The organism is Kocuria atrinae (genome assembly GCF_039531425.1).
GTDB classification, from domain to species: Bacteria; Actinomycetota; Actinomycetes; order Actinomycetales; family Micrococcaceae; genus Kocuria; species Kocuria atrinae.
Genome location: NZ_BAAAQA010000006.1, coordinates 13,914 through 40,908, shown reverse-complemented (window position 1 = coordinate 40,908; position 26,995 = coordinate 13,914). Strand labels below are relative to the sequence as shown.

The 26,995-nt window shown below is 64.3% G+C and carries 19 protein-coding genes and 1 tRNA gene; 9 read left to right on the top strand and 11 right to left on the bottom strand.

The window, feature by feature from the left end; translation table 11 throughout:
• Window positions 1–16 precede the first annotated feature (16 nt).
• Window positions 17–781 (bottom strand): SIR2 family NAD-dependent protein deacylase, encoded by a 765-nt coding sequence (locus ABD283_RS04260; RefSeq protein ID WP_344223761.1) that lies wholly within the window; start codon window positions 779–781, stop codon window positions 17–19.
• A 70-nt stretch (window positions 782–851) separates the two neighbouring features.
• On the opposite strand from ABD283_RS04260, the gene ABD283_RS04255 reads away from it, so the two are divergent.
• On the top strand, window positions 852–2,063 hold the full coding sequence (locus ABD283_RS04255; RefSeq protein ID WP_344223760.1) for a heparan-alpha-glucosaminide N-acetyltransferase domain-containing protein: 1,212 nt from the start codon (window positions 852–854) through the stop codon (window positions 2,061–2,063).
• On the opposite strand, the gene ABD283_RS04250 is transcribed toward ABD283_RS04255, so the two are convergent.
• Window positions 2,058–3,032: an MsnO8 family LLM class oxidoreductase gene (locus ABD283_RS04250; protein ID WP_344223759.1), complete on the bottom strand. Its 975-nt coding sequence runs from the start codon at window positions 3,030–3,032 to the stop codon at window positions 2,058–2,060. The two genes, ABD283_RS04255 and ABD283_RS04250, sit on opposite strands and share 6 nt — an antisense overlap.
• 74 nt (window positions 3,033–3,106) lie before the next feature.
• Window positions 3,107–4,210 (bottom strand): phosphate ABC transporter substrate-binding protein PstS, encoded by a 1,104-nt coding sequence (pstS, locus tag ABD283_RS04245; protein WP_344223758.1) that lies wholly within the window; start codon window positions 4,208–4,210, stop codon window positions 3,107–3,109.
• 207 nt (window positions 4,211–4,417) lie between these two features.
• Between pstS and aqpZ the strand changes: the two genes are divergently transcribed.
• Window positions 4,418–5,209: an aquaporin Z gene (aqpZ, locus tag ABD283_RS04240; RefSeq protein ID WP_344223757.1), complete on the top strand. Its 792-nt coding sequence runs from the start codon at window positions 4,418–4,420 to the stop codon at window positions 5,207–5,209.
• A gap of 118 nt (window positions 5,210–5,327) precedes the next feature.
• Here aqpZ and ABD283_RS04235 read toward each other — a convergent pair whose 3' ends face one another.
• Together ABD283_RS04235 and ABD283_RS04230 are read right to left on the bottom strand one after the other, a co-directional pair.
• Window positions 5,328–5,756 carry a DUF4383 domain-containing protein gene (locus ABD283_RS04235; protein ID WP_344223756.1) on the bottom strand — a complete coding sequence of 143 codons (429 nt, stop codon included), beginning with the start codon at window positions 5,754–5,756 and terminating at the stop codon, window positions 5,328–5,330.
• Between the two features lie 110 nt (window positions 5,757–5,866).
• Window positions 5,867–7,051, bottom strand: a complete 1,185-nt coding sequence (locus ABD283_RS04230; RefSeq protein WP_344223755.1) for a benzoate/H(+) symporter BenE family transporter — start codon at window positions 7,049–7,051, stop codon at window positions 5,867–5,869.
• A 253-nt stretch (window positions 7,052–7,304) separates the two neighbouring features.
• Here ABD283_RS04230 and ABD283_RS04225 point away from each other — a divergent pair, with 253 nt between their 5' ends.
• From ABD283_RS04225 to ABD283_RS04210, 4 genes are all read left to right on the top strand, one after another.
• A complete protein-coding gene (locus tag ABD283_RS04225; RefSeq protein ID WP_344223754.1) occupies window positions 7,305–7,760 on the top strand; it encodes an acyltransferase family protein in 456 nt (151 codons plus the stop codon).
• Window positions 7,761–8,338: 578 nt separating this feature from the next.
• The gene (locus ABD283_RS04220; protein ID WP_344223753.1) at window positions 8,339–9,346 is read left to right on the top strand and encodes an SGNH hydrolase domain-containing protein; all 1,008 of its coding nucleotides are present in this window, start codon (window positions 8,339–8,341) and stop codon (window positions 9,344–9,346) included.
• A gap of 561 nt (window positions 9,347–9,907) precedes the next feature.
• Entirely contained in the window at window positions 9,908–12,064 is a 2,157-nt protein-coding gene (locus ABD283_RS04215) for a RecQ family ATP-dependent DNA helicase (RefSeq protein WP_344223752.1), read from the top strand.
• A gap of 81 nt (window positions 12,065–12,145) precedes the next feature.
• Complete coding sequence (locus ABD283_RS04210; protein WP_344223751.1) at window positions 12,146–13,285, top strand: glycosyltransferase family A protein; 1,140 nt, start codon at window positions 12,146–12,148, stop codon at window positions 13,283–13,285.
• Window positions 13,286–13,310: 25 nt separating this feature from the next.
• On the opposite strand, the gene ABD283_RS04205 is transcribed toward ABD283_RS04210, so the two are convergent.
• Together ABD283_RS04205 and ABD283_RS04200 are read right to left on the bottom strand one after the other, a co-directional pair.
• Window positions 13,311–14,813 carry a lipopolysaccharide biosynthesis protein gene (locus ABD283_RS04205; protein WP_344223750.1) on the bottom strand — a complete coding sequence of 501 codons (1,503 nt, stop codon included), beginning with the start codon at window positions 14,811–14,813 and terminating at the stop codon, window positions 13,311–13,313.
• Window positions 14,814–14,823: 10 nt separating this feature from the next.
• Window positions 14,824–15,948: a glycosyltransferase gene (locus tag ABD283_RS04200; RefSeq protein ID WP_344223749.1), complete on the bottom strand. Its 1,125-nt coding sequence runs from the start codon at window positions 15,946–15,948 to the stop codon at window positions 14,824–14,826.
• Window positions 15,949–16,185: 237 nt separating this feature from the next.
• Here ABD283_RS04200 and ABD283_RS04195 point away from each other — a divergent pair.
• Together ABD283_RS04195 and ABD283_RS04190 are read left to right on the top strand one after the other, a co-directional pair.
• A tRNA-Ser gene (locus tag ABD283_RS04195) sits at window positions 16,186–16,277 on the top strand.
• Window positions 16,278–16,512: 235 nt separating this feature from the next.
• Entirely contained in the window at window positions 16,513–18,414 is a 1,902-nt protein-coding gene (locus ABD283_RS04190; RefSeq protein ID WP_344223748.1) for a S8 family serine peptidase, read from the top strand.
• 129 nt (window positions 18,415–18,543) lie between these two features.
• On the opposite strand, the gene ABD283_RS04185 is transcribed toward ABD283_RS04190, so the two are convergent.
• Together ABD283_RS04185 and ABD283_RS04180 are read right to left on the bottom strand one after the other, a co-directional pair.
• On the bottom strand, window positions 18,544–20,001 hold the full coding sequence (locus tag ABD283_RS04185) for an MDR family MFS transporter (RefSeq protein ID WP_344223799.1): 1,458 nt from the start codon (window positions 19,999–20,001) through the stop codon (window positions 18,544–18,546).
• A gap of 168 nt (window positions 20,002–20,169) precedes the next feature.
• On the bottom strand, window positions 20,170–22,329 hold the full coding sequence (locus ABD283_RS04180) for a prolyl oligopeptidase family serine peptidase (RefSeq protein ID WP_344223747.1): 2,160 nt from the start codon (window positions 22,327–22,329) through the stop codon (window positions 20,170–20,172).
• A gap of 58 nt (window positions 22,330–22,387) precedes the next feature.
• Between ABD283_RS04180 and ABD283_RS04175 the strand changes: the two genes are divergently transcribed.
• Window positions 22,388–24,385 carry an FAD/NAD(P)-binding protein gene (locus ABD283_RS04175; protein WP_344223746.1) on the top strand — a complete coding sequence of 666 codons (1,998 nt, stop codon included), beginning with the start codon at window positions 22,388–22,390 and terminating at the stop codon, window positions 24,383–24,385.
• 91 nt (window positions 24,386–24,476) lie between these two features.
• On the opposite strand, the gene ABD283_RS04170 is transcribed toward ABD283_RS04175, so the two are convergent.
• Both ABD283_RS04170 and ABD283_RS04165 read right to left on the bottom strand, forming a co-directional pair.
• Window positions 24,477–25,253 carry a cyclase family protein gene (locus ABD283_RS04170; protein ID WP_259916175.1) on the bottom strand — a complete coding sequence of 259 codons (777 nt, stop codon included), beginning with the start codon at window positions 25,251–25,253 and terminating at the stop codon, window positions 24,477–24,479.
• 65 nt (window positions 25,254–25,318) lie between these two features.
• Complete coding sequence (locus ABD283_RS04165) at window positions 25,319–26,980, bottom strand: thiamine pyrophosphate-binding protein (RefSeq protein WP_344223745.1); 1,662 nt, start codon at window positions 26,978–26,980, stop codon at window positions 25,319–25,321.
• Between the last annotated feature and the right edge of the window lie 15 nt (window positions 26,981–26,995).

Below are 26,995 nucleotides of genomic sequence, written 5' to 3'. Positions count from 1 at the left end.
TGAACCAGGGTGACGTTCAGCCCAGGGTGGCCGCCAGCGCGGGCAAAGCCTGGCCGGCCGTGGCGCGCCAGACATGGTCCGCGCTGGCTGAAACTTCGGATGGTTGCGGGTTGATCTCGATCACGGGGACACCGCGGGCTGCCGCAAGATCAGGGATGCCCGCCGCGGGGTACACCAATCCCGAAGTGCCCACGACCACCACGAGATCGGCCTCCTGCGCAGCTTCGACCGAGTCTTGGAATGCACCCTCCGGCAAGGCCTCTCCGAACCACACCACACCGGGGCGGATCAGCCCGCCGCACTGTTGGCACACGGGCGGATCGAGGCGGGCCACGGGCTCGCGCACTGGTGGGTAGCCCACGCCGGCGGGGGCGCCGCAGTCCGCGCAGCGCAGGGCGAACAAATCGCCGTGGACGTGGGCGAGAACCGTGGCTCCCGCTCGTTCATGCAGGTCGTCCACGTTCTGGGTGGAGATCCTGAGATCGATCTCCGGGAGAGCCTGCCACCGTGCGATCGCTCTGTGGCCAGGGTGGGGCTCGGCCCCGCGCACCAGGGACGCGCGCCAGGCGTACCAGGCCCAACACTGGGCGGGATCGTTCTCCCAAGCCTCCGGGGTAGCCAGCTCCGTGGGATCGAACCGTTCCCACAGCCCGGTTTGGGCATCACGAAAGGTGGGGACGCCGGATTCGGCTGACATCCCCGCGCCGGTCAGGACCGTGACGTGCCGGGCCGAACGGGCCAACTCGAGGACCTCGGTGGGGATCTGCTCTGGAGTGGACATGGTCCCCACATTAGTTGCGCGCACTCCGGCCCGTAGCCGGTTGCGCTCGGTCGTGCCCCATGATGGAGGCATGCCAACGTCCACAGCCTCGCCGCCTCGCAGCATGTCGCAGCGCGTGAAGCAGAACGTGGCTCGGCTGGAATCCCCGGGTCGGATTCCCGGTGTCGATCTGGCCCGGGGCCTGGCGGTACTGGGCATGTATGTTGCCCACCTGACCGTGGTCACGCCCCTCGAGTGGTCCCGGCCAGAGACCTGGCTCGGGGTGGTCGAGGGCAGGTCCGCCATCCTCTTCGCGACCCTCGCCGGTGTGTCCCTGGGGCTCATAGGGTCCAGTATTCGCTCGGTAGCTAACGGCCAGGACGCGACGCGCGCCCGGCGCAGCCCCATCATGATCCGCGCTGTCCTGATCTGGGCCCTCGGGTTGCTTCTGCTCAGCCTCGAGGTGCCTGTATTCGTGGTGCTGCCGGCCTACGGGCTCCTCCTGCTGATCGGAGCGTTCATGGTCTCGTGGTCAACCAGGGCGCTCGTGATCACGGCGGCACTCACGGCCGCGGTCGCCCCGTACATCGTCACGATGATCGACGGCGCGGGCCCACCCGAGAGGGGAGGCGCGGGGGAGTTCTTCGCCGACGTGTTCGGGTGGAATTACCCGTTCGTGCTGTGGCTGGCCTTCGTGGCCGCGGGGATCATTGCGGGTCGATTGATCCGTGGTGGAGCCGGTCCCACGGCACTACTGCTCGGATCGGGATTGACACTGGCCGTTCTGGGTTACGCAGTATTCGGCCCGGTGGGCAACCAGGTGGTTGATCGCTACGGAGCGGATCTCCCGACCGGCTCGACTCCCTGGTTGCTGTCCGTTTTCCGCGACGACCCTCACTCGCACGGCGTGGGTGAGGTGCTCGGCTCCGGAGGTTTCGCGCTCGCGGTCCTCGCGTTGTCCGTTTTCGCGGGAACCACGGCGCTGCGCTGGGTTTTCTGGCCGGTGCGGGTCATCGGCTCCATGCCTTTGACGGCATACACTGCGCATCTTGTGGTGTGGGGGATCTGGATCATGGTCACCCCGGGGGTGGGCTCAGACATTCACCGATTGCACGGGTTCTTGGCCCTCGACCCGTTCTGGCCGATCACCCTGGGTGTGACTGCGGGCTGCATCGTGTGGGCGCTGGTGTGGGGCAAAGGTCCCTTGGAACGGATCGTGCATGCGCTGTCGAGCGGAGCCGCGGAATGGAACGAGCCGGACATCCAGAATCAACGGGGCCACGGTCTGGAACGCGGGCTATAGCGAGGCGATCGCCCGGGCCAGCTTCTCATCCGTTGCGTACATCGCGGATTCATCGAACGTCGAGGCGGTGCTCATGATTTCATCCGCACCGGTTCGGGCCAACATCTCGCTGACCTCACTCAGAACACGATCCTCGGTGCCCGCAATCGTGGAGGACAAGGCCTGGCCGACATAGCTTTCTTGCCGTTGCGTCAGCTCGGTGGGCAGCGACGTCGTCGGAGCGAGCGGTGGGAAGGCACCGGTGAGGCGGGACTGGGACATGGCCCAAGCTTCCGGCAAGGCAAGGTCGTGGGCTTCGGAGGCGGAGTCGGCCACGTACATTTCGACGGATGCAACCAGATACGGTTCTGCCTGCTGGGCGCTCGGGCGAAATTCGGCGCGGTACTCGTCGAAGGGCTCGGGCCCCGCCGCGAGAAGCGGGCCGCCCACCACCGCGGGCAAACCCAGCTGGGCCGCGATCTTGAGCCCGGAGCCCGTACCCAGCACGAACAAAGGAATCTCACCGGTATCGGCCGGGCGAATCGTGATGTCAGCGGCCCCGTCCAAGTAATCGCGAACGGACTGGATGTCCGCCGCGAAATCCCGTGGCAACGACTTCAACGCTCCCAGAGCTTCACGGACCGGTTTGGTGAAGCCCAACGAGCGTCCGAGACCCAAGTCGAACCGCCCACCGTGCAGGGCTGTGAGTACCGCGAACTCCTCGGCGACCACGATCGGACGGTGATTGGGCAGCATCACTCCGCCGGAGCCCACGCGGATCGTGCTGGTCGCCGCGGCAACCGCTTGGGCGAGCAGGGCTGGAGTGCCAGAGGCAACCCCGGGGACCCCGTGGTGCTCGGACACCCAGAACCGTTCGTACCCGGTTGCCTCCGCGCGCCGGGCGCGTTCCACGGTCTGGTGCAAGGCGGCGGCGTCGGGCTGTCCCTGGCGGGTGCGGGACCGGTCGAGGAGTGAAAGTGGAATACCCATCACTGTCAGAACGCGGGTGAGGTGATGCTCATTCCGACCAGTGGGCAGAATCAGTCACGCGCCGTGGGCGATCATCACCGCAGTGTGATCGAATCCAGGGACTCCTGAGCTTCCCTGGTCAGGTTTTCCGGCAGAGGCGCGCTCTTGACGGAATCTGAGGCCAGCTTCTGGCCCTCGGGGCTGACCACGTAGTGACCAAAGGTTTTGATGAGTTCCAGCGTCTCCGGATCGCTGTAACTCGTGCAGAACACATGGTAGGAGGCCAGGACAACGGGGTAAGCACCCTGCGCGTCCGGGGTGCGGTCAATGTCCAGGGCAATGTCGTGTTCGCCGGACCCCTCGACACGGGATGAAACGCCTACCGCGGTGGCGGCGGTTTCGGCGGTCACGGGTACGTATTCCTCGCCCACCTTCACCTTGGCCTTGCCCAGCGAATCTCCCACCAGGGAATCATCCGCGTAGGTGATCGCGCCCTCGGTCTGATTGGTCACGGTCACTACACCGTTGTTGCCCTGGGCGCGCTCGCTGGGGAGCGAGTTGGGCCAACCGCCGCTGTGCTCATCGGTCCAGACCTCGGGTGCGGTGGCCTCAAGGTAGTCGGTGAAATTCTCCGTGGTGCCGGAGTCGTCCGCGCGGGCTACAGGGGTGATCACACTGTCCGGCAGGTCCACGTCCGGGTTCTGATCGGCGATGGCCGGATCGTTCCACTGCGTGATCTCGTGTCGGAAGATCTTCGCGATCGTGGGCGCGTCCAGATTCAGCGCGTCAATACCTGGAAGGTTGAAGGCCACGCTGATGGGGGAGATGTACACCGGTATATTGATGGCCCCGCCCGGGCCGCAGGCTTCCTGGGCGTCCGCCTGTTCTTCCTCGTCGAGGTAGGCATCCGAACCCGCGAAGTCCGTGCCGCCGCCCACGAGTGCGGAGCGACCAGCACCGGAGCCAGCAGATAGGTACTGCACTTTGGCGTTGGGGTACTTGGATTCGAATCCGGTACGCCAGGTCTGCATGGCTGCATTCTGAGCTGACGAACCGATTCCCGTCAGGATGCCTGAAAGCGAGGCATCGCCCTGCTCCGCGGCCCTGCGTTGTTCTTCGCCCAACGGGTAGTCGGAACCACAACCTGTCAGGAGAATGCCCGCAGCGAGCGCCAGAGCACCGTATTTTATGCAGCTCATAGGTTGACGAGGGGCAGTAGTTCCACGCATGTTCATCTCCAGGACATGTTGAGGGCAGGTGTCCATGGTAAACGGGCATTGTCTGTGGCGGGTGCCGCGAGATGCAGTGCACATCACCGTTCACACTAGTGAACGCCTGGGATAGGATTCCCCTGCACGATCAATGCGGATTTCCCGCGACTTCCTCTCTCACCTTAAGGTTTCCTCATGCCTACTGCTTCCATGCCATCTCGTTTGGCTGCCGAGTTCCTCGGTACTTTTGTCCTCGTTCTGGGCGGTTGCGGTGCTGCCGTTCTGGCGGCGTACGTCCCGCACGCAGAGAACTCCAACATCAACATGGGCATCGGCTTTGTCGGTGTCGCTCTGGCCTTCGGCCTGACCGTCCTGTGCATGGCCTACGCGGTGGGTCACATCTCCGGCGGTCACTTCAACCCCGCAGTGACGGTTGGCGCGTGGCTGGCCGGTCGCGTCGAGGCCGCCGCTGTGCTGCCCTACATTCTGATCCAGATCGTCGGCGCCTCCGCAGCCGGCGGCGTGCTGTACCTGATTGCCTCGGGCAAGTCCGGGTTCGACGCCGCCGCGTCCGGTTTCGCAACCAACGGTTACGGTGAGCTCTCCCCGGGTGGCTACTCCCTGCTGGCCGTTCTGGTCACCGAAGTTGTGCTGACCGCCATCTTCCTGTTCATCATCCTGGGCTCGACCGACCGTCGCGCACCGGTGGGCATGGCTCCGATCGCCATCGGCCTGGGCCTGACCCTGATCCACCTGGTGAGCATCCCCGTGTCCAACACCTCCGTGAACCCGGCACGCTCGCTCGGCGTTGCATGGTTCGCCGGCTCCGACGCTCTCGGCCAGGTGTGGCTGTTCATCGTGGCTCCCGTGGTGGGCGCTGCCATCGCAGGTCTGGCTTATAAGTTGCTGTTCCCGAACCACGAGGACGAGCTGCTCGAGGACATGGCCGACAGCCAGGACGTGCGTAACGCGCGCGAAGCTCGCTGACGTCAGCCCAGCGCCGTCGTTCGTCCGGTGCTGTGACAGCTGACAAAGACTGTGGCCCCACCGATCGGTGGGGCCACAGTCTTTTTTGGGTGCTCAGGTACTGAAATGCCTTGACTGATCAGGCGATACGGGGACTGCCGGGTCGATCCTGGGGGTCGTCATCCTCCGCAGTTGCCGGGCCCCGGCGCGATGAGGGGTTGGTGCGCCTGCTGTGCGGACCGCGCAGGACTGAGTACACGATCAAGGCCAGTCCAACCAAGCCCACCAGGGCATGGATCCCGTAGTGCTGGTCCGAGAACCACAAGATGTTGTCGTTGACCGTCACGGCCGGTAAGAAACCCGCGACTCCAACCAGAAGGCACAGGAGACCGACAATCAGCACCACCAGCTGCAGGGGAGATCGCCCTCGAGGGCTCCGCTTATGTGACCCGTGGTGTTCGAGCTCTGCTTCCATCGGATTGCTCCACCCGGCCGATTCGGCACGGCTGGGAGTGGCGGGACGGTCGGTGTGGTCAGGGTGTCCGGGGGCGGGAGTTGGGCTGCTCATGATCAGTCCTCGGAATCTGGTCGGGTGCCACGACTCGGTGCGAGTCGACACACCGCGCTGTGTCTGGTTCCCCAGCGCGGTGGGGACATCAAGGCTAGTTGGTCGCCTGATCACTCACCAGGGCGGTGCCCCTTTATGACGCGGTCCACTACCAGCCCGGCAATCAGTGCCCAGAACGCCGCACCGACCCCGGCCACCACTACTCCCGAGGCGGCCACCAGAAAGGTCACGGCCGCGGGGACGCGTGTGGTTTCGGAGGACAAGGCGGTCCCGGCGGAAGATGCGAACGTTGCGATCAAGGCCAGTCCGGCGACCGCCGCGAGTAACCCCGCGGGAGCGGCGTCGGACGCTGCGGCTACGGCGGGCGAGAGAGGTCCGAGCAGCAGATAGACCAACCCGCAGGTAACTCCGGCGAGCCACCGCCGGGCGGGGTCCGGACCAGCCTCGGGGCCGGCAGCCAGGGCAGCGGAAATGGCCGCGAGATTGATGGCGTGACCACCGACGGGGGCGCCCAGCGAGGTGGCCGCGCCCGTGTAGACCAGGGCCGAACGCATGGGCGCGGGATAACCGAACGAGGCCAGGACCGTGACACCTGGGATGTTCTGACTGGTCATGGTGACCACGTACAGCGGCAGTGCGATCGCCACGGCCACGTCCCACGAGAATTCGGGGGCCGTCCAGGTCAATCGGGGTTGCAACGAGGCGACATCGAGGGTGCCGAAGGTGCCGCTGAATCCCATGACAACGACCGCGGCAGCCAGGGCGCCGGGAACGGCCCAGCGAGGCGCCAGCCGAAGCAGTACGAGCCACGTGAGCACCAAGGGTCCGATCACCAGGGGCGTCTGCGCCAATGACAGAAAGGGCGCCACACACAGCGGAAGCAGAACGCCGGCGAGCATGGCGGACGCGATCGCCGGGGGAATCCTGCTGACCAGGACGGCCAGCGGGCGGAACAGACCGGTGAGAAGAATGAGCACGCCGGTGAGGACAAACGCACCCACGGCCGTTGCGAAGCCCCCTTCGGGTGCGGCCGTGGTGGCCAGAAGCGCGGCGCCCGGTGTGGACCAGGCCATGGTCACGGGCATCCGGAACCGCCAGGAGAACAGCACGCACCCCAATCCCATGGTGAGACACAGGATGGCCACCCCGGAGCCGGCTTCCGCGGGAGAAGCCCCCACTGCCGTGAGGCCGGCCAGCACCACCGCAAATGAGGATGAGAAACCCACAACGGCGGAAATCACCCCCGCAAGAACGGCCTCGGAACTCTGGCCTCGGTGGGGCGGTCGTGCGGACATGCAATGGGCCCTTCGGTTTACGAATTGTTCATACAACAGTGGCACGCTACCGCGAGAGCTCGGGCCGTGGTGGCCGATCCAAGCCGGGGTGTCAGACGTTCCGGGGGATCATGGGGAGCCCGTATCTTGATCTCTGAAAGAAGCACCGTTCGCATCGCAGCTCGATCATGTCCGCACGACACCGTCGCCCGAAAGGGGACCCGCCATCACTGTCAAGACAGGTGAAGGCCACGCCCCCTGGCAGCCCGGCGAAATGGTTGGTCCCACCCCGCCGCGCAGTTTCCCCACGTTCCGTCCTGAGATCGAGGGTCTTCGCGCGATAGCGGTCCTTCTGGTCATGGTCTTCCACATCTGGGAAGGCCGGGTATCGGGCGGGGTGGACGTGTTCTTCGTGATTTCGGTGTTTCTCCTGACCGGATCGTTCACGCGCGCTTTCGAGCGCGACAAGCCCATCCGACTGGCCGCGTATTGGTTGCGCACATTCGCTCGATTGTTGCCCCCGCTCGCCGTTGGCCTGGTCGTGATGGCCGCGGCGATCATGCTGCTGTATCCCGCCTCTCGGCAAGAGCTGCTCACCGGTCATTTATGGGCCTCCGCCGGGTACATCCTCAACTGGGTGCTGTCCGAGCAAGCCGTGGACTATTACCAGGGCTCCGGCGTGCTGTCATCACCCGTGCAGCACGTATGGTCCCTGTCCATCCAGGGGTAGGTCTTTATCCTGTGGCCCCTGCTCATGGCGGCCTGCGCCGGCGTGGCCCGTGCCGCAGGGGTTACGTTCCGTTGTGTGGCCACCTATGCATTCGCGGCAATCTTCGGGTTGTCGCTATTGCACTCGGTCGTCTCCGCAGCGGTCGACCCGGAGTATGCCTATTTCGAGCCCAGCGCACGCTGGTGGGAATTCGCCGCGGGCAGTTTGGCGGCACTCCTCGTGACACGACCGGGGCGGGGGAAGATTGCCGACACCGCCGGCTGGTTAGGTGTTGCGCTGATCGTGGTCTGTGCTTTCGGTGCTGGTCCAGAGGCCCGCTTCCCCGGCTGGATTTCGCTGCTACCCGTTCTGGGGGCGTGTCTGGTCCTGGGTGGAACGGGAACCGGCAACAGGCTCAACGTGGACGATGCCCTCTCCTGGCGCTCTCTGGTCTGGGTCGGCCGTCACTCCTACGGCCTGTATCTGCGGCACTGGCCGTTACTCATCACCTACATGCTGCGCAGCGCCAACGACTCCGTTCCCGTATCCGCGGGCCTGGCCATCATGGTGGCGTCGCTCCTGCTGACCCTGGCCACGGAATGGCTGGTGCGCAAGGCCATGCCCGTAGGGGGGGCCTGCGGACCACGGGGCGTCGCTTCCTCGCGGTGGGCCTCGTCACGGTCCTCGGTCTGGGGTCGGTCACGGCCTGGATCCAGGTTCGGGAGAACCGTCAAGGGGCCGTGGAGGCCACGGCAGAAAACTTTCCCGGAGCGGCGTCGTTATTCGGCGCCCCGGTACCGGGTGGTCTTCGTCCGATCCCGGCAGCCGGTGAGAAGGACGCCGAGTGGACTTTCCCTGGGCGGGGCTGCACCGCCGATGAATGGAGCGGTCCCATCACCGACCGAGCTGAATGCTTCATCCACGAATCCGACAACGCAACCGGGGACGAACCCACCATCGTGGTGCTGGGCGACTCCCACGCCCGGCAATTCGCGGGGCAAGTGACTGCCTTGGCGGATGACCGTGGCTGGCGAGTGATCACGTACATCATGATGGGCTGCCGTTACAGCGGGCCCACCGAGAAGCGGGAAGCTGAGTGCAACGAATTCAATGCCAATGCGCTGCAGGCAACTCTGGACGAAAACCCGCAGGGCGTCATTGTTGTGGGCACGGAGTCCGACCCCAATGCCGTGGTCGGAACGGGTCCCACCGAGCAGGTGACCACCGCGCTGGACACAGGAATCGATCCGCTGGCGGAGCAGGGGACCCCTGTTGTGGCGCTGCGGGACAATCCGCGTTTCAACTACGACATGTTCGAATGCGTCGAAGTATTCGGGGAGGACCACCCTCGCTGCAACCCGCCGCGCTCCGTGCTGCTGGAGGAGGAGAATCCGCTGCGCGAGTTCGCGGCGAATCGACCCAACGTGGCGTCCATGGACTTGAGTGACTTGTACTGCCCCGAAGGCGAATGTCGGTCCGTGATCGGCAACGTCATGGTCTATCTGGATCGCAATCACATCACCCAGACGTACAGCAATACGATGAGGCCTCAGATCGAGAATCGGTTGGTGAATGCATGGGAATCAGCGGGTGGCCTGAGTGGGTGACTTTTGCTGTAGGCCTTTGGGGGGACAAGGCTAATTCGGCGTGTCCCCTCTTTACTCTACGGTGGCCCCGAACCCATTAGATGACGTGTCCCCAAGACGGTGAATACCGCGCTCTGAAAAGGGAAAATGATCATCACAAGGTGGTGGACGGCGGGCTCGCTGCGCGTCTTGTGGCAGTGGAATCCCGGCGGGACTCGTGGTTACATAATGGTGTTACTTCAAGTACCGAAGAGCACATAATGATTCCCGCCAGGGGGGCAGGAATCACGCACTTCGGTCGTGGTGATTGCGTCGGAACGCTGGGGGGCGTGAAGGCGCACTCAGTCACCAAGGAGTAATAGGTACGAGGCCATTGCGGGGGCATTGGCCTCACCAGCGGACTAGTCCGCGCCGGCTCTGCCGGTAGTTGCGTCCGCCGCGCGAAGATTGTTTCTTCGGGGAAAGAAACAAGAGCGCGGCGGGCGCACCCGAATTTAACGGGATGGATTGCTTTTCCGTGTTCGTCTGAACGAGCATCATGAGCCCCTTATGCGTGTCTGATCGCGCTGACACACTGGCGGCATGAACCAGTCACCGGTCACCACCTCCCCGCAGCTGCACGAGCAGGCCGTCGAGCATTTGCGAGCCCTCACGGGGAATTTGAACGCAGACTTCCATCCCGGCCAGTTCGAGGCCATCTCCGCACTGGTTCAGGACCACCGCCGCGCTTTGGTGGTGCAACGCACGGGCTGGGGCAAATCTGCCGTCTACTTCGTGTCGGCACTACTCCTACGCTCGCAGGGTTACGGGCCAACTCTCATCATTTCGCCGTTGCTCGCACTCATGCGGGATCAAGTGGCGGCGGCAGCTCGCGCCGGGGTACGAGCCGCAGCCATTTCCTCTGCCAACCCCACGGAATGGGGTGAAATCACAGCGGCCCTGGAGCGCGAAGAACTAGATGTCCTGTTGGTCTCACCGGAGCGCTTGAACAACCCCAGGTTCCGTGATGAACAGCTACCCCAGTTGATGGACAAGCTCGGTTTGCTGGTTGTGGACGAGGCCCACTGCATTTCCGACTGGGGACATGATTTCCGCCCGGATTATCGGCGTATCAAGGACTTGCTGGGGCACCTTCCGGATTCCGTGGCTGTCCTGGCGACTACTGCGACAGCCAACGAACGGGTCATTGAGGACGTCCGGGAACAGTTGGGAGTGGGCGCAGGCGGCCAGCAGGATGTCTTCACGCTCCGGGGCCCTCTCTCACGCTCGTCATTGCGGCTGGGAGTTCTGAGACTGCCCTCCACCGCCACACGACTGGCGTGGTTGATCGAGCACCTCAATGAGCTGCCGGGCAGCGGCATCATCTATGCACTGACCATCGGTGCCGCCGAGGACACGGCGCGGGCGCTGACCGAGGCCGGGCATTCGGCTGTGGCCTATACCGGTCGCACGGATGCCGCCGAACGGGAAGAGTTGGAAAGTGCCCTCAAGGACAATCAGGTCAAGGCACTGGTAGCCACCTCCGCGCTGGGCATGGGTTTCGACAAACCAGACCTGGGGTTCGTGGTGCACCTGGGAGCGCCATCCTCACCGGTGGCCTATTACCAGCAGGTGGGGCGCGCTGGTCGCGCCACCGACAGTGCGGACGTTCTGCTGCTGCCCGGCAGTGAGGATCGCGAGATCTGGGAGTACTTTGCGACTGCGTCCATGCCCACGGAAGAGAAATCCGGGGCAGTTCTCACCGCATTGGCCGAGCACGGAGGGCCGCTCTCCGTGGCCGCATTGGAAACCCGGGTCAACATCAAACGCACTCCGCTGGAGCTGTTACTCAAGGTTCTTGCGGTGGACGGCGCCCTGGAGCGTGTTTCCGGTGGTTGGCAGTCCACGGGGCGGCCGTGGGAGTACGACGCCCCACGCTACGACCGCGTGCGCCGCGCTCGCATCGCTGAGCAGCAGGCCATGATGGATTACCAATTCACCACCGAGTGCCGCATGCAGTTCCTGGCGGAGCAACTCGACGACCGAACGGCCCAGCCGTGCGAGCGGTGCGATGTGTGCGCCGGCGCCTGGTACGACACCACGGTTCACAAGGAGGCCTCCGCAGCAGCGGACAGCGCTCTGCACCGAGCGGGAGCGCCCTTGGAACCGCGCGCGCAATGGCCCACCGGCATGGACCGACTCGGGATCCAGGTCAAGGGCAAGATCCCGGAAAAAGAACGGGCGGATCGCGGCAGGTCCCTGGCCCGACTCACCGACCTGGGCTGGGGCCAACGACTGCGGGAGATCTTCCGCAACGACGACAACGGTCAGCCAGTGGATTCCGCCGTCGACTCGGCCCTCGGGCGAGCATGCATCGGTGTCCTGGCGCAGTGGGACTGGTCCGTCCGCCCCACCGCGGTGGTTGCCATGCCTTCGTTGTCGCGACCGGAACTGGTGTCCTCCCTGGCGCAGGGATTGGCCGCGGCGGGGCATCTGCCGTTCCTGGGCGCGCTGCGACTCAATCAGGATGTTCCACGCGGTAATCACGGTGGTAACAGTGCCTACCGTTTGGCGGAAGTGTGGGACCGATTCTCCGTTCCGCCGGAGATCGCCCAGGCATTACGGGAGCAACCACAGCCCTCAATCCTGCTGGTGGACGACCTGGTGGACAGCCGCTGGACCCTCACCGTTGCCGCGCGTGAACTCCGCTTGGCGGGCGCCACCAATGTTCTGCCGTTCGCTCTGGCATCGCAGGGCTGATCGGAAACGTGACGGCACCAACATGACCCCGAGGGACCAGCCGCCAAGCGCTGTCTCGGAGGATTCCATTAGTCTCGTGGCATGAGCGAATCATCTGGCCCGCCCGTGGTCGACATCGTCATTCCGGTTCACTCCCAAGACCGCCCGCTGGGACGGGCCGTGGACTCGGCCATCGCGGCAACGCGAGGAATGGGCCCGGCGGACTGCGGGATCATGGTGGTCGCTCATCACATATCCGCACGGCAGGTTGAGTCCATGCTCTCGGAAGAGCAGCTGATGCGAGTAACCATTGTCGAGTGCTCGGACCCGGGAACTACACCGGCGGGTCCGCGCAACACCGCTCTGGAACGGACCGCCGCACCGTTCATCAGTTTCCTCGACAGCGATGACACCCTGGATCCCGGGGCCGTGGATCGGTGGCTGTCGATTGCTCAGACCCGCGGCAGCGACTGGGTGCTGCCGTTCCAGCACCACTCCGATGGCCGAGCGGACATGACTCCCATCACCCGCCCGTGGCGCAGCTCGGATCTCTCCGCGGTGGCGGACCGGTTGTTCTACCGAAGCTCGGCCTTCGGACTCATCCGTGTGGCCACGGCCAGAGCGGCGGGTGCCCGGTTCGATACCGACGTGATCACGGCCGAGGAGCAAGCGTTCATTCTTCGACTCCACACGCACGCCCGGCGCATAGATTACGCCCGGGGCATCCCCGGACTGCTCGTTCACGCGGACGCGACGGACCGGGTGTCCCGGGTTCCCATTCCCGTGGGCGACCAAGCCTTGCCCGCTCTCCGCCTCAGCGAAACGGAGTGGTTTGCTCAGGCACCGCCCGCCCTGCAGGCTGGCTTCTTCCTGAAATTCATCCGAGTCAACATTTTTCCCTTCATCGAGTTGCATGTGAAAAATGAGTCATGGGACCGCGCACAAGCGCAATCGGCCTACGACTCGATTCAGTCCTTGCTGCGCGCCGCTCCGCTGAGCAAAAATCAGCTGTCACGGGCCGACTCGCGCGTGATTGAGTTGTTGAGCAATCCCGATACGGAACCGGCGCGGTTGGCGCAGGCCCTGGCCGCACGACGTCGTTTTGCCTCACCTGCGGCATTGGCGACGCCGCGACTGTCGTGGTTGCTCGCGAGGAATGCGCCGCTGCGGATCAGCGCGGCGGGGGTCGTTCAGATTCTGCGTCACAAGTGGGGCGGGCGGCGCGGTTCGGCGGCGGGTTAAGGGCCGCACCTGAGCAACCGGGCGGCTAGTTCTTGCGCAAGCGTCCCGTTACCATTCGGACGCGGGGTGCCAGATCGCCCCAAGAAATCAAGGCCCACACGGCGCAGAACGTCACGGTGAGAACAACGGTCACCCACAATTCAGAGTGACGCAGGCCGAAGAACAGGCAGCCCAGAATCAGGACGTACCCGACCACGATTCGGGTGAGTAAGCCGCCCCAGCGCATCCGGTCATGAACCCAGACCACGATCATGGGTGCCAGAGCGCTGATGAAACAGGCCACCATGTAGCCAATGGCAGACGCCATGACTCCCATGGTGGGGCCCAGCCACAGGATCGCGCCCACGCCGAGCAACATGCCCACTGCGTTGCACAACGCCAGGACCCTGACACCCCACGACTCGCCGCCGTTGAGACGGGAGTTGGCGGCGTTGAAACTTGTGGCCGAGACAGCGAAGAACAGGACGATCAACAGCGGCACCGATCCCTCGAATTCATGGATCCGAGCGCCGTACAACACGTGAATGAGGGGCTCGGCCCAGATGATGCCCACACCGAAAACGGGGAGGAACACCAGGACCATCACTCGCATGATTGAATCCAGCTGCCGCTTCATGTTCGCGTGGTCGCCCGCCGTGAACATGCGCGCCACGGAAGGGGCGAGCGCGACCAGCATGGATGAGGAGAGCATGCTCGCCGGGGTTGCAATGGCCACGGCCGCGGAATACTGACCCACAGCCGCCAGGGTGTCGAAACGGTACCCGAGCAGCAAGGACAACTGCAGCAGTCCCGCGGCCGTGATGATGTTGATGGACGCCCAGAGGGTGAACATCAGAATCTCTTTCTTGAGGACAGACGGCAGCTTGCTTCCGCCCTTGAGAGGCCACGACGGGATGGCGTACATCAAATACCCGACACTCAGGGGGAGCAGTAACAGGGGCGTGAGTTCACCCAGGAGAACAATGACCAACAGCGTGAGGGTCACGAAGGAACTGATACAGTCCCAGGCCGTGGTCGTGACGAACTGGTTGTTCCCGGTTCTGACACCGCGCACAAAGTTGTAGGCGGACAACGAGATGACCAGTAGGCCCGTGGACAACGCGTAGCTCAGGGGAAGGCCCAGCGCGAGGACAGAGAGCACGACCGCGGTGACGGACAACACGGCCATGCCGATCGCTGCGCTCCGTGAGGCGTACAAGCTCACGGATAATTGTTCGTCGGCGTTTCCCCGCCCGCGTGCCATGGCAATGAACTTGGACGCCGCATTGCCCGAGGCCTGGGGCCACAGCAACACCAGGAACAGCGCCAGGGAAATTGCGGTATTGACCTGGCCCAGGATCTCGGTGCCCAGGAGGTTGCCGATCAGCAAGGTGTAGCCGAAACGCGACAAACCTTGGACGAACACGGCAATGACGGTCAGGGCGAACGAGGACCCAATGGGGTTGTCCTTGTTCTCGTGGTTGGGGGGCGGGAAAAGGATTCCACGCCAGCGCCCTGGAGCGCCCGGAGTAGCGGCCGGAGTGGTCATTGGGTGAATACTAGCCAGAGATCTTGGGTGTTCGGTCCGGGCGGCCGGTGATCAAACGGTAGATCTTGTCGAACGTCGCTCCCACGGTCTTCCGGGAGAATCGCTCGCGGACCGTGTCGGCAATGCGGCTCGGTGAAACCGCGTGGAATCTCTCCCAGGCCAGAAGCACGGTATCGGCCAGATCTTCAGGGTCCCAGCTGTCTGTCAGGACGGAATTCTGGTCGGTGCAGTAGTCGTCGAAACCGCCACTGAGCGGCACTGCGGCGGGACGACCGGCGGCCTGGGCCTCGGCCACCGCCGTGAAGAAGTTCTCCTGCTTGCTGGGCAGGAAGAACAAATGTGCCCGCGACAGATGCTCTGTCACCTCCGAGGGACCAATGGGGCCGGTGAAGACCACACGATCGGCAATACCGAGTTCTTCAGCGCGCTTCTGCGCGGCGGCCATCAGCGGACCTTTACCCACGAGCGTGTACTGCACATCCGTTCCGCGCTGCACCAGGCGGGCCACGGTCTCCAGCGCGAGCAACGGCTGTTTCCGGTCAACGAGTGCTCCCACGCCCACGAGCCGCAGGGGAGGCGCGGACGGAAATGGCTGAATCGGGTGCGGGTTCTGCACCACGCAGGGAACCACATGCGTGGCCCCCGGACGCGAAAACTTGGCCATCTCGTCCGCGAGCTCCCTCGTCACACCGGTGACTGCGTGGGGCAAGCGCAAGACATAGCGCAGCCAGGACACACTCCGCCACAGGGTTCCAACACTCGCGGGGTTGACCACGCCGTTCCAGTGTTCGGTGTGGACCCAGGGCGCCCTACGGAACAACCACGCAGGTGCGGCGAAGAGAGCCGCCGAAAAAGCCATGGTGTGGAGTACATCAGCACCCCGTAGTCCGCGGGAGATCAATCGGGACACACGGGTAAAACTCAGCGGATTCGCCACATCCAGCCACACCCGAGTGACCGGGACACCCTCGTAGGATTCTTGGACAGAGGGGCGGGATTCTCGACCGATGTTGATGTGCACCACGGAAACGAGGTGACCTGCCTCCTGAAGCGCCCAACAGTGCTCCAGGACAAATGGCGTCCGGCTCGGGATATCCGTATCCGGAAACCAAGCTGTGACCACGAGTGAACGCATGGGGTGGCACCTTCCAGCGGTATCGGCGGCATGGGGTCAGCGGCGCATAGGCGGACCCGGTGTAACTGGTCAATGAAGCAACCGGGATCGGGATGGATCGGATCCGGCGAGAACCGGCCTCAAATTACCATAGCCACGGTCCACAACGCGTTGCGTTTTGACCCCGGCTCCGCCTGACGGATAAGCTGACCATCGTTGTTTTCATGGTCGGTGTACTCATCGGCGGCAAAGCAACGTGGAGACGTGCCAGAGCGGCCGAATGGACTTCACTGCTAATGAAGGGTCCGGATTAAACCGGACCGGGGGTTCAAATCCCCCCGTCTCCGCCAAAAAATCTAAGGGCCTCACATGTGAAATGTGAGGCCTTTAGTCGTGCCGTGACCTATATAACACTGATTTGCAGGCGTAAACTCCGAGCTACTAGCAGTTCGGAATTCCTGCCTACGGAAGTCAGCAGGTGAGGGTCAGTGCTGATCACGGTGACAGGGGGCTGTTTCCTAGGGGGAAACCATGAAAAAACGCTCCACAAGGTCCTTTCTCACACTCTCGCTTTCGGCGCTCTTGATGGCCACGGCCGCACCCGCAGTCGCTGCGCCGCCAGAGGGGCCGTCACCGGAACAGCAAGCACAAGTCCAGCCGCCCACGGTGGGCGGCATTGGTTCTCTTGGTAGGGGCACAGGTGCCCAGGGCACTGTGTTGCCCGAGACCGACCGCATTGTCGTGAAATTCAAGGATGAGGTTCCGGAGGTCCAGAAGGACAGCGTCCTGACTGAGGTCGAGACCACCACCGAGATCGAAGCTCCCGAGATCGTCAAGGTCACCGGTAACGACGAGGACGTCGTGGAGTCGGAGACGATGCTCTCCACCGAGGAACAACAGGACGTGGTCGAAACCATTGAGGAGGACCCGGCAGTAGAGTCCGCCGAGCCGGATCAAATCGTGGTCAATGCTTTGGCCTCCCACGTGGGAAGCACTCCGAACGACCGTTACTGGGGCTATCAGTGGGGCCCCCGCAACATCGGTGTTCCCGGCGCCTGGTGGCAAGGAACCGGGCACGGCGTGGTCATTGGGATCGCGGATACCGGGCAGATCAATCACCCGGACCTCAATCAGCGGACGGTGGCCGGGTACGACTTCCTCTCCGACCTGTATCACTCGCGTGACGGGAACGGGAGGGACAGCAACCCTCAGGACATGGGGGACTGGAGCCCGGGGCGCCCCAACCGGTGGCACGGTTCTCACGTGGCGGGTATCGCAGCGGCTCACACCAACAATCGCACGGGTATCGCGGGCGTGGCCCCGGACGCCAGGATCCAGCACGCTCGGGTCCTGGGCGCTGATGGACGCGGATATGTGTCGGACATCGCCGACGGCGTGATGTGGTCCGCCGGTATTTCCATCCCGGGGGTTCCGCGCAACGCCAACCCCGCCAAGGTGGTGAACCTGTCCGAGGCCTGGGACGCCAACACCTGTTCGCCGATCATGCAGAACGCGGTCAACCGCATGCATCAGATCAATGTGCCCCTAGTGGTGGCCGCGGGTAATGCAGCAAAGAGCGCAAATCTCGCTTCGCCCGCGAACTGTGGTGGGGCGATCGTGGTGGGTGCTACCTCGTCCCACAACAGGCTCACCGGTTACTCCAACTGGGGACCGATGGTGGACGTGGTGGCTCCCGGCGGTGATACCAGCGCACCCATCTGGTCCACGGTCAACACAGGACAGTTCTCACTGGGCTCGCCCTCCTACGGGGACCTGAGCGGTACGTCCATGGCGGCACCGCATGTGGCAGGGGTGATCGCCCTGATGAAGGAACGCAACCCGAATCTGGGCGTGGAATCGATTCGCACCACGCTGCGCAACACCGGGGTGAATGTGACTGGCTATCGCAAGGTGGACGCCACCCGCGCGGCCCGTGCGGTGGCGCCGACGGCGCGCGGTGCGATCGCCGGCTACTACAACTCCAGGGGCGGTGCTGCCGTGTACGGTGCCCCGACCACGGGTGAGCAAAGCACCGGCGTGGGTGGAGTAGTGCAGACGTTCGTCAAGAACGGCCGGGCCACCAAGATCTACTGGTCCTCCCGTACGGGCGCTCGTGAGGTGAAGACCTGGACGGGCATCGGATCCAGGCACGAGTCCCTGGGCGGTGCTCGTGGAGTGGGTATCCCGTTCAACAATGAACAACCCACCTCCACAGGCGGGGCGTACCAGACGTTCGTCAACCCGCAGACGAACAAGACCACCAAGATCTTGTGGAGCTCGCGCAGCCGCGCCAACCCGATCGTGGAACGTTCCGGTATCGGACAGACCTGGGCACGTAACGGGCACGAGGCCAAGGCCGGGTACCCGACCACCGGGGAGGTCCGAACATCGACCGGTGCATACCAGCGCTTCATCAGTATCAGGACCGGGGTGCGGACCCAGTACACCTGGACCCCGCGCGGGGGCGTCAAGGTGACGCGCCTGTAAGGATCACTCCATCGATCGGTTCACTGTGACCGGGTCTCGATGGCCAGGCGTCACGAGCGCAACGACGCAGGGCCCCGCTAGAGGAAGCGGGGCCCTGCGACTGTTCGGAAAGAACGGGGTGAAGTTGGCCTAGTGCGCTGTCGGCTCGGACCCCTCCACCGTCACGCGGGTGTTCTCCGGGGTGGACTTACGCATGAAGAGCGTCAGAACGAACGCCACGGCACCCAGTGCAGTGGCCGTGAGGAAGGCCGCGTGAACGCCCGGAATCGCATCGGTGGTGGTAGATCCGTCCGGGTTCTGAATCACCGTGGTGCCCGCCTGCATGATGCCCACCAACAGTGCGGTACCGGCAGCGCCGGCCACTTGCTGCAGGGTGGACAGCGTTGCCGAACCGTGCGAATACAGCTTGGGCGGCAAGGGGTTGAGACCGGAGGTAAACGCCGGGGTGAAGATCATGGCCAGGCCCACGGACATGGCAATCTGGAGTACGACGATCCACCACACTGCGGTGTCAGCCTGCAGCTGCGAAAAGTTGAACATGACGAACGTCAGCAGAGCCGCACCGGGCACGGCCAGGGGGCGGGGACCGAAGGCATCGAACAAGCGACCGATCACCGGCCCCAACAGCCCCATGATCAGGCCACCCGGCAGCAGAATCAGACCGGTCTGGAGCGTGTCCAGACCGCGAATGGTCTGCAGGTAGAGCGGGAGCACGATCACTCCGCCGAACAGGGTCATCATCGCGATGGCCATCAGCGCTACGGACACCGTGAAATCGCGGTGCTTGAACGTGCGCAGGTCCAGGAAGGGATTGTCCTTGCGCTGCAACTGGAGCTGGCGCAGCGCGAACGCGGCCACGAGCAGCACGCCCACCGCCAGGATGACTGCGCCACCGCCGGCGGAGGTGGCCCAACCCATGAAGGAATCGGAGTCACCACCCTGCGTGCCACCGGCACCCACGGTGGACAGTCCGTGCACCAACAGGCCGAACCCGAACACGGAGAGGGCCACCGAAAGGAGGTCCAACCGCAGGTCACCCCGCGAGCCGACGTCCTTCAAACGGGTCAGCCCGATGACCAAGGCCAAAACGGCAATGGGGAGAACAAACCAAAAAATGCTGCGCCACGGGAAATGCGCCAGGATGAAGCCGGAAATCGTGGGGCCCAGAGCCGGGGCTACGGAGATCACGATGGATACGTTGCCCATGACCAGGCCGCGGCGTTCCTTGGGAATCAGCGTGAGGATGGTGGTCATGAGCAACGGCAGCATGATGGCCGACCCGAAGGCCTGAATCACGCGAGCCACCAGCAGGATGGTGAAACTTGGAGTCAACGCCGCCAGCAAGGTGCCCAACGCGAAGGACCCCATGGCCAGGGCAAAGACGGCCCGAGTGGAAAATTTCTGCAGCAGGAAGCCCGTGGTCGGAATGACTACGGCCATGGTCAGCATGAACGCGGTGGCAACCCACTGCACGGTCGCTGCGTCAACGTGGAGGTCCTCCATGAGATGGGGGAGCGCCACGTTCAGAATGGTTTCGTTCAGGATGACTACGAAGGCCGCGATCAGTAAAACGGCAATGGTTCCCATTGCGCCCGGAGCGGTCTGCGGTGGGTGTCCCGCAGTGCCGCCCGATGCGGATTGAGAGGGCGAAGAAGGCAAAGAAGATCTCCAACGATTGAAAGTCTGAAGGGTGTGCCCGTTGGCAGATCTGTACCAGGGCCGTCAGCCAGAATAACCATGCGGCCTGGCCAGTGGTTAACGACCCTTCAGATTTTCGAGCATCCGCCACATGAATTCGTGGGAGCGAGCGTGGAGCGCGGCAGCCTGCCGGTTATCCGACGCGCCCGCGTGGCCACCGTCAGTGGCCTCGTGGAACCACACGTTGTCGTGGCCCTGGTCGAGCATTCTTGCCGCCATCTTGCGGGCCTGCACCGGCCCCACCCGATCATCCGACGTGGCTGTCCAGATCAGTGTGGGTGGGTAGCACGTGGCCGCCGACAACAAGTGGTAGGGCGAGAACGTGCGAATGTAATTCCATTGCTCAGGCACATCCGGGTCGCCGTACTCCGCGATCCACGACGCCCCGGCCGAGAGCTTGGTGTAGCGGCGCATGTCCAGCAACGGCACACCGCATGAAATTGCTCCGAACAGATCGGGATAGGTGGTCATCATGTTGCCGACCAGCAAGCCGCCGTTGGAGCCGCCGGCACACGCCAGCTTCCGGGCTGTGCACACTCCGCGTCGATGCAGGTCCTTCGCGACCGCTGCGAAATCCTCGTAGGCACGGTGCCGATTCTGCTTGAGGGCGGCGGTGTGCCAGGACGGCCCGTATTCACCGCCACCGCGAATATTCGCGATCACGTACACACCCGTGCGGCCGCGTTGATCTTCGCGGGTCAACCACGTGATCCCGGTTGCTCCGGAATATCCCGGCGTGCGGGACACCTCGAAGCCTCCGTAGCCGCTGAGCAGTGTGGGGTTCAGACCGTCCAGTTCCAGCTCGCGCGGGCCCACCTGAAAATACGGAACGCGCGTGCCATCCGCGGACACGGCAAAATGCTGAGTCACCTCCAGCCCCTGGGCCTCGAAGAACGACGGCGCCCGCTTCAGGACGGCGGGCTCGCTCGCTTTGCGCGCGGTACTGTCCGCAGCGCCGTCGGCGTCCGGGCCTGAAAGGTCAGGGAGGGAACCGCGCCCCAGGGAGGATGGCGTCAGGAAACCCGTGACCGAGAAGAAGTAGTCATTACCTACCTTGGCGTCCTCGTCGTCCACGGCCCACGCGGAGGCGCTGTGCAGCGGAGGAATGCCGGGCAGGGCAGTGAGTTCCCACTCTCCGGGCACCGTGGAGTAGAGGGCGGATGAGACATCGTGCAGGGTGTTGAGGATCAGGTGGTCGCGGGTCCAGGACCAGCCCTCCAAACTCGAGTGCTCATCCGGGGTGAAGACCGATTGCACGGAGCGGTCGCCGTTCAAGAATGCCTGGACATCCGCAGCCAGCAGACAACCAGCGGGATACTCGATCCCGTTCAGTTCCAGAGTGTGGCGCGGGCGTATCAGGAGCCACTGGTTGTGGAGATCCACGCTCACCGTGGGGTCCAGGTCGAGTTCAACCCACTGTTCCTCGCTCCACAGGTACGTGCGCACCGTGAAGAATTCCACGAGATCCATTGCGACCACTCGTTCGAAGCCCGGTGTGTGGTCCTTGTAGACCGCTGCCTGGGCGTGGTCGACGGGCACCTCGAAAATCACGGGAGCGTCCGTGATGCTCTGTCCGCGGGACACCCGGCGCACCTGCCGGGGGTATGAAGATTCGGTCATGGAACCGGGTCCGGTATCGGTGGCCACGAACAGAGTGTCCGCGTCCACCCAGGAGACCGACGACTTGGCTGTTGGCACATCGAAACCCCCGGCCACGAACTCTTGGGTTCCCAAGTCGAACTCGCGCGTGCGCACGGCGTCACCGCCGTCCGGGGAAAGCCTGACCAGAGCGCGTTGCCACTGCCCGTCCGTGTACCGGGGACGCAACAACCGGGCGCCGGAGAACACCCAGTCCACGTTCTCGGTGCGCGCCAGCTCATCCACATCCAGAAGGACATCCCAATCCGGGCTGTCACTGAGCCACGATTCCCACGTGGTGCGCCGCCACAGCCCTCGCGGGTGCTGGGCATCCCGCCAGAAGTTGTAGTAGTGGGGTCCGTGCTTGGTCACGGCCGCGATGCGGGAAGGGTTGTCCATCACGCCCAGGACGCGTTCGGTCATGGACGCCAGTTCCGGGCCATCCAGCAACGTCTCGGTGCGCTGGTTCTGCTCCTGCACCCACTCCTTGGGGCGCTCGCCGTGAATGTCCTCGAGCCACAAGAACTCATCGACGAGCTCGTCCTCGAGATGGGTGGGAGAAGGAGTAGTGGGGACCATAGGCCCCATGCTACGGACGGGGTGAGACACGCACAGATGGCTCGTTATCCTGGTCGTCATGGTGAGTCAGCGACGAGTGGTAGTGGTAGGCGTGGGTCCCCGAGGGCTTTCCGCGGTGGAACGACTGACCGCGCAGGCGGCACAGACGCGCGCTCGAGTGCACATTGATCTGGTGGATCCCTTCCCTCCCGGAGCCGGCCATGTGTGGCGCACCGATCAGTCGCTGCTTTTCCTGATGAACACCCCGTCACTGTTCCCCACGGTGATCGCGCCGGACGGTGCGCTGGCGGTGGACCCGCTGAGCGAGGTTCGGAACATGAGTTTCGACGGGTGGCGCCGCGGCGTCGTCGACGGCAGCATCACTCCGGTGAGCACCCTGGGCCAGGCCGAACGCGACGCTCTGGCGGGGCTGACCTCGCAGGACTTCCCGCCCCGCGCCATCTACGGGCGTTACCTGGAATGGATTTTCGCGACTCTCCATAGCCATTTGCCGACCAACGTGACGCTCACCGTCCACCGTGCTGAGGCCGTGGACGCGTGGGTTCAGGAAGAGGCGCGGCACCGCTACGCCGTGGAGCTCGCCGGGGGTCAGTCGATCCCCGCGGATGCTGTGGTCCTCGCCCTCGGCCACCTGGACGCCCACTTGCGTCCCGGCCAGAAGGAACTGGTGGATGGCGCGGCGGAACACGGACTGACCTACTGGCCGCCCACCGTGCCCGCTGACGCACCGTGGGCGGAAATTCCCGAGCGGGAAACCGTGCTTGTGCGCGGCATGGGCCTGAACTTCTGCGATGCCCTCGCGCAGCTCACCGAAGGCCGCGGCGGCACGTTCGAACCGGATCCGAACAACCCGGAACGTTTGATGTATCGGCCGTCCGGCAAAGAACCTCACATTGTTGCGGGTTCGCGCCGTGGCACCCCCTATCGCGCGAAGCCCCAGCTCGAGGGCTACTACGCAGAAACATTGGAGACACGGTTCTTCACGCTCCAAGCCGTCCAGGAGCTGCTGGACGTCAGCGCCGAACAACTCTCGTTCGAGCGTGACTTGTGGCCTTTGATCCGCAAGGACGCTAACTGGAACTACTACCGAGTCCTGGCGCGCACCTCCCCGGACGCGTTCACCCAACCCGCGGGTGAGTTCCTGCGCAAACTTGACGCGATCCTTCTTGACGACGACGGCGCTCGCTGGTCCCAGCGCGTCGAAGCCTTGGTCTCCGCCTCCGTCGTGCCGGGCCGACAGCTGCAGCAGGAGCGACTGGCGCGCCCCTTCGAGGACATCAACTTCGATAGTCATGACGAGTACGCCGCCGCGGTGGTGCACTACCTGGACCGTGACGTCCATGGATCGCTGCAGGGCGAGGACGACCCCGTGAAGATGGCCATCTCCTCCCTCAACGCAGCTCGCACCGTGCTCAAGTGCGTGCTGGCTGAGGCCGGAATTTCGGATTCCTCGTGGGTCAACGAGCTGCGCCGGCAGTTCGAGCCGTTCGTGGAAGGTCTTGCCTCCGGCCCGCCCGTGCTGCGTATCCAGCAGTTGGCGGCGCTCACGCGTGCGGGCGTGGTCCGGTTTCTCGGTCCCGAACCGCGCTTCGTGGTGGACCGTAACGCGGGCTGCTTCGTGGCGGCGTCCCCGTGGGTCAGCGATACGCCCGTGCGAGCTCACTGGCTCATCGAGGCGATGTCACCCACCAACGACGTGCATCGCAATATTTCCCCGCTGCTGTCGAACATGCACGAGCGGGGCCTGGTGCGCGGCAAACTCATGGAAACGCGCGACGGTGCCAGCCCGGTCACGAGTACCGGCCTGGACGTGAGCGCAAGCGCTCGCCGCGAGGACACCGCGCTCGGCGGGCTCAAACTCGGTGCCGGTGCCTTTGCCTACCGGGTGGTGGGTCAGAAGGACGCCGTGGAACCCGGGATCTTCGTGCTGGGTCTGCAGTTGTCGTCGGTCCAGTGGGGCGTCTCAATTGCCGCGGAGGCGGAATCGCCGGCGCACCTGGGCGCCCGCACCCTCGCGGATGCGGACCAAGTGGCGCAGGCGATCCTAGCGGAATAACCGGCTTCAGCCACCCTCGCCGGGCTGTACCTCCCCTAGCTATCGGGAGCCTTAGCGGCCCAGACCTCAGCCGGGCCGTTGCGCCCGGGGCCTATTCGGCATCCACCAGCGCGTACACGCGTGACGGGCTGCCGGTGCCACCTTCGATGGGCAGCGGCGCGACCACTAGCAGTGCACCGGTGGGCGGTAGCTCACCCAAGTTCTGCAGTGACGTGATGCCGTACTTGTCGTTGCCCAGCAAGTAGTAGTGCATGGGGAAAGCCGGGTCCAGACCGCCGGCGGCACCGGCGTCGATGCCCACGGTCTCGACACCCACACCCGAGATCGCTCGTTCCTCGCCGAGCCAGCGTGCACACTCCACCGTGAAGCCGGGGCTGTGGGGTCCGTTCTCGTCCTTGTTCAAGAACGCCTCCCGATCCTGAGCGAATCGATCCCAACCGGTGCGGAATAGCACCCAGGCGTTGTCCGGGATGGCACCGTGCTCGGCCTCCCACTCCTGAATGTGGGAAACGTCCACCAAGAAGTCCGCGTCCTTCTCGGCCTGCGCCGTGAAGTCCAACACCACGGCCGGCCCGATCAACCGGGCGGGTTCGATCTGCGAGACATCCTTGCCCTCTCGACCCGTGGCCCAGTGCACGGGCGCGTCAATGTGGGTGCCGATGTGCTCACCGGTGTGGATGTTGTGGTGCTTCCAGAAGGGACCGGGATCGTTGTACGCCGACACTTCCTCCAGGGAGAAGTCGATCAGGTTGGAAAACGGTTCCGGCAGCTCCAGTGTGGGGGTCGCTGCGCTGAGCTTATTGGTGAGGTCGACCAATCGAACCTGTTGGTCGGTCATGGCCCGAGTGAGTTGCGAGATGACGCCCATGGCGCGCTCCTTTGATTTGTGATGAAGGTGTAGGCGAGAAGATGGATCGGATGAGATGAGTTGGCTCAGTGGCCCTTGAACGCTTCGGCGAGCCACCACGCTCCGCCGTCCGAGGCGATGCGTGCGTCCACGACTAATGGAACTTCGCGCGGCCCGTCGAGCCAATCCGTGACACCGGACAGGTCCTCGACCGTCCGCACGGTCACTCCGTGGGCACCGTAGCCACGGGCGATCGCGGCGATGTCCGTGTCCGGGAAGGTCACGGTCTCAAGGTCGTCGTCCGAAGCCTGATCGAAGTGATGGATCTCGGCACCGTACGCGGAGTCGTTGTAGACCAGGACCACCAGGGGTAGTCCCAGGCGCACTGCCGTTTCCAGTTCGGAAATGGCCATCAGAAAGCCACCGTCACCGGTCGTGAGCACGGGCAACCGCTCAGGTTGCGCGAGGGCCGCTCCGATGGCGGTTCCCAGCCCCAGGCCGATGGACTGGAACGCCTGGGTGAAGCAGAAGCCGAATTCATCCGGCACGTCCAGATACGCGCTGGGGTAGCCCATGAAGTTGCCCGAATCCACGGAAACCACCCGTTCAACCGGCAGGAGCTTGTTGACCTCACGCGAGAACACGCGCGGGTCGATGTGGGTCTCCGTGGAAAGGTCCTCGATCGCCTCGCTGGCCCACCGCGCATGCGACTCGATCCGCTGTGCCATTTCAGGGGTTCGCCACGTATCGCCGCCGACGCCGCTCAGAACCTCTGTCACGTCGGTGGCGGTTTCCGCGCAGTCACCGAGCACACCGAGGTCGATGGGGCGGTTGGCCCCCAAGGCATCCAGGTCCGTATCCACTTGGACGACCGTCGTGTCCGGGCCGATCAGGGACCCGTGCCGCATGGTCCACATGTTCAAGGTGCAACCCCACCCGACGATCAAATCCGCGTCCGCCACGGTGGCCGCGGTGAAAGGGGATGAGAAACCACCCGAAATGCCCAGGTTGAACGGGTCGTCGTGGAACAACCCGTGAGCCACAGCAGAGGTGGCCAAAAGCGCCCCGGACGCTTCGGCCAGTTCCCTCAGCTGGCGAGCCGCATGACGTGCGCCGCGACCGGCCACGAACACGGGCTTCTTGGCCTTGGTGATGAGTTGCGCGAGTTCGGCCACGGCCTGCTGTGAGGGGCGAACCGGCTGCGCGGTGGACACCGTGGGAAGTAGAGCGGGGTCGAAGTCGACCTTGGCCTGTTGAATGTCCGTGGGCACGGACAGCACCACGGTCCGTCGTTCTGTCAGGGCCGTTCGGTAGGCCCGCACCACATCGGCAACGGCGCTCGCGGGGGCGTGCACGCGTTCCGGTACGGCACCCACGCTGCGGGCGAGCGCGTCCTGATCCACGTTGAAGTTCGAACGCACCGCCGCGCCCGCAGTGTCCGCGGTGAGCACGATCAGAGGAGTCCGGCTCTTGGCGGCCTCTGCAATGCCCGTGAGCGCGTTGGTCAGCCCGCACCCCTGATGGGTGGATAAGACAGCAACCCGATCGGACATGCGGGCGTACCCGTCCGCCATCATGGCCGCGCCTCCCTCGTGGCGCGCGGCGGTGAACGGTACCCCGGCTCGGCGCAGGGCCGCGGTCATCTCGAAATTTCCGCTTCCGACCACACCAAAGCAGTGTCCTGCCCCGAGATCTGCCAAGACGGTGCCCACAACGTGAGCCACTGTGCGGGTTTCAGACGGGGCCACGAAACTCTCCTTGTG

What these genes read in the sequence shown, in the direction of transcription:
- ABD283_RS04260 (WP_344223761.1), bottom strand. Translation starts at nt 781, where the DNA reads ATGTCCACTCCAGAGCAGATCCCCACCGAGGTCCTCGAGTTGGCCCGT.
- ABD283_RS04255 (WP_344223760.1), top strand. Translation starts at nt 852, where the DNA reads ATGCCAACGTCCACAGCCTCGCCGCCTCGCAGCATGTCGCAGCGCGTG.
- ABD283_RS04250 (WP_344223759.1), bottom strand. Translation starts at nt 3,032, where the DNA reads ATGGGTATTCCACTTTCACTCCTCGACCGGTCCCGCACCCGCCAGGGA.
- pstS (WP_344223758.1), bottom strand. Translation starts at nt 4,210, where the DNA reads ATGAGCTGCATAAAATACGGTGCTCTGGCGCTCGCTGCGGGCATTCTC.
- aqpZ (WP_344223757.1), top strand. Translation starts at nt 4,418, where the DNA reads ATGCCTACTGCTTCCATGCCATCTCGTTTGGCTGCCGAGTTCCTCGGT.
- ABD283_RS04235 (WP_344223756.1), bottom strand. Translation starts at nt 5,756, where the DNA reads ATGAGCAGCCCAACTCCCGCCCCCGGACACCCTGACCACACCGACCGT.
- ABD283_RS04230 (WP_344223755.1), bottom strand. Translation starts at nt 7,051, where the DNA reads ATGTCCGCACGACCGCCCCACCGAGGCCAGAGTTCCGAGGCCGTTCTT.
- ABD283_RS04225 (WP_344223754.1), top strand. Translation starts at nt 7,305, where the DNA reads ATGGTTGGTCCCACCCCGCCGCGCAGTTTCCCCACGTTCCGTCCTGAG.
- ABD283_RS04220 (WP_344223753.1), top strand. Translation starts at nt 8,339, where the DNA reads ATGGCTGGTGCGCAAGGCCATGCCCGTAGGGGGGGCCTGCGGACCACG.
- ABD283_RS04215 (WP_344223752.1), top strand. Translation starts at nt 9,908, where the DNA reads ATGAACCAGTCACCGGTCACCACCTCCCCGCAGCTGCACGAGCAGGCC.
- ABD283_RS04210 (WP_344223751.1), top strand. Translation starts at nt 12,146, where the DNA reads ATGAGCGAATCATCTGGCCCGCCCGTGGTCGACATCGTCATTCCGGTT.
- ABD283_RS04205 (WP_344223750.1), bottom strand. Translation starts at nt 14,813, where the DNA reads ATGACCACTCCGGCCGCTACTCCGGGCGCTCCAGGGCGCTGGCGTGGA.
- ABD283_RS04200 (WP_344223749.1), bottom strand. Translation starts at nt 15,948, where the DNA reads ATGCGTTCACTCGTGGTCACAGCTTGGTTTCCGGATACGGATATCCCG.
- ABD283_RS04190 (WP_344223748.1), top strand. Translation starts at nt 16,513, where the DNA reads ATGGCCACGGCCGCACCCGCAGTCGCTGCGCCGCCAGAGGGGCCGTCA.
- ABD283_RS04185 (WP_344223799.1), bottom strand. Translation starts at nt 20,001, where the DNA reads ATGGGAACCATTGCCGTTTTACTGATCGCGGCCTTCGTAGTCATCCTG.
- ABD283_RS04180 (WP_344223747.1), bottom strand. Translation starts at nt 22,329, where the DNA reads ATGGTCCCCACTACTCCTTCTCCCACCCATCTCGAGGACGAGCTCGTC.
- ABD283_RS04175 (WP_344223746.1), top strand. Translation starts at nt 22,388, where the DNA reads ATGGTGAGTCAGCGACGAGTGGTAGTGGTAGGCGTGGGTCCCCGAGGG.
- ABD283_RS04170 (WP_259916175.1), bottom strand. Translation starts at nt 25,253, where the DNA reads ATGGGCGTCATCTCGCAACTCACTCGGGCCATGACCGACCAACAGGTT.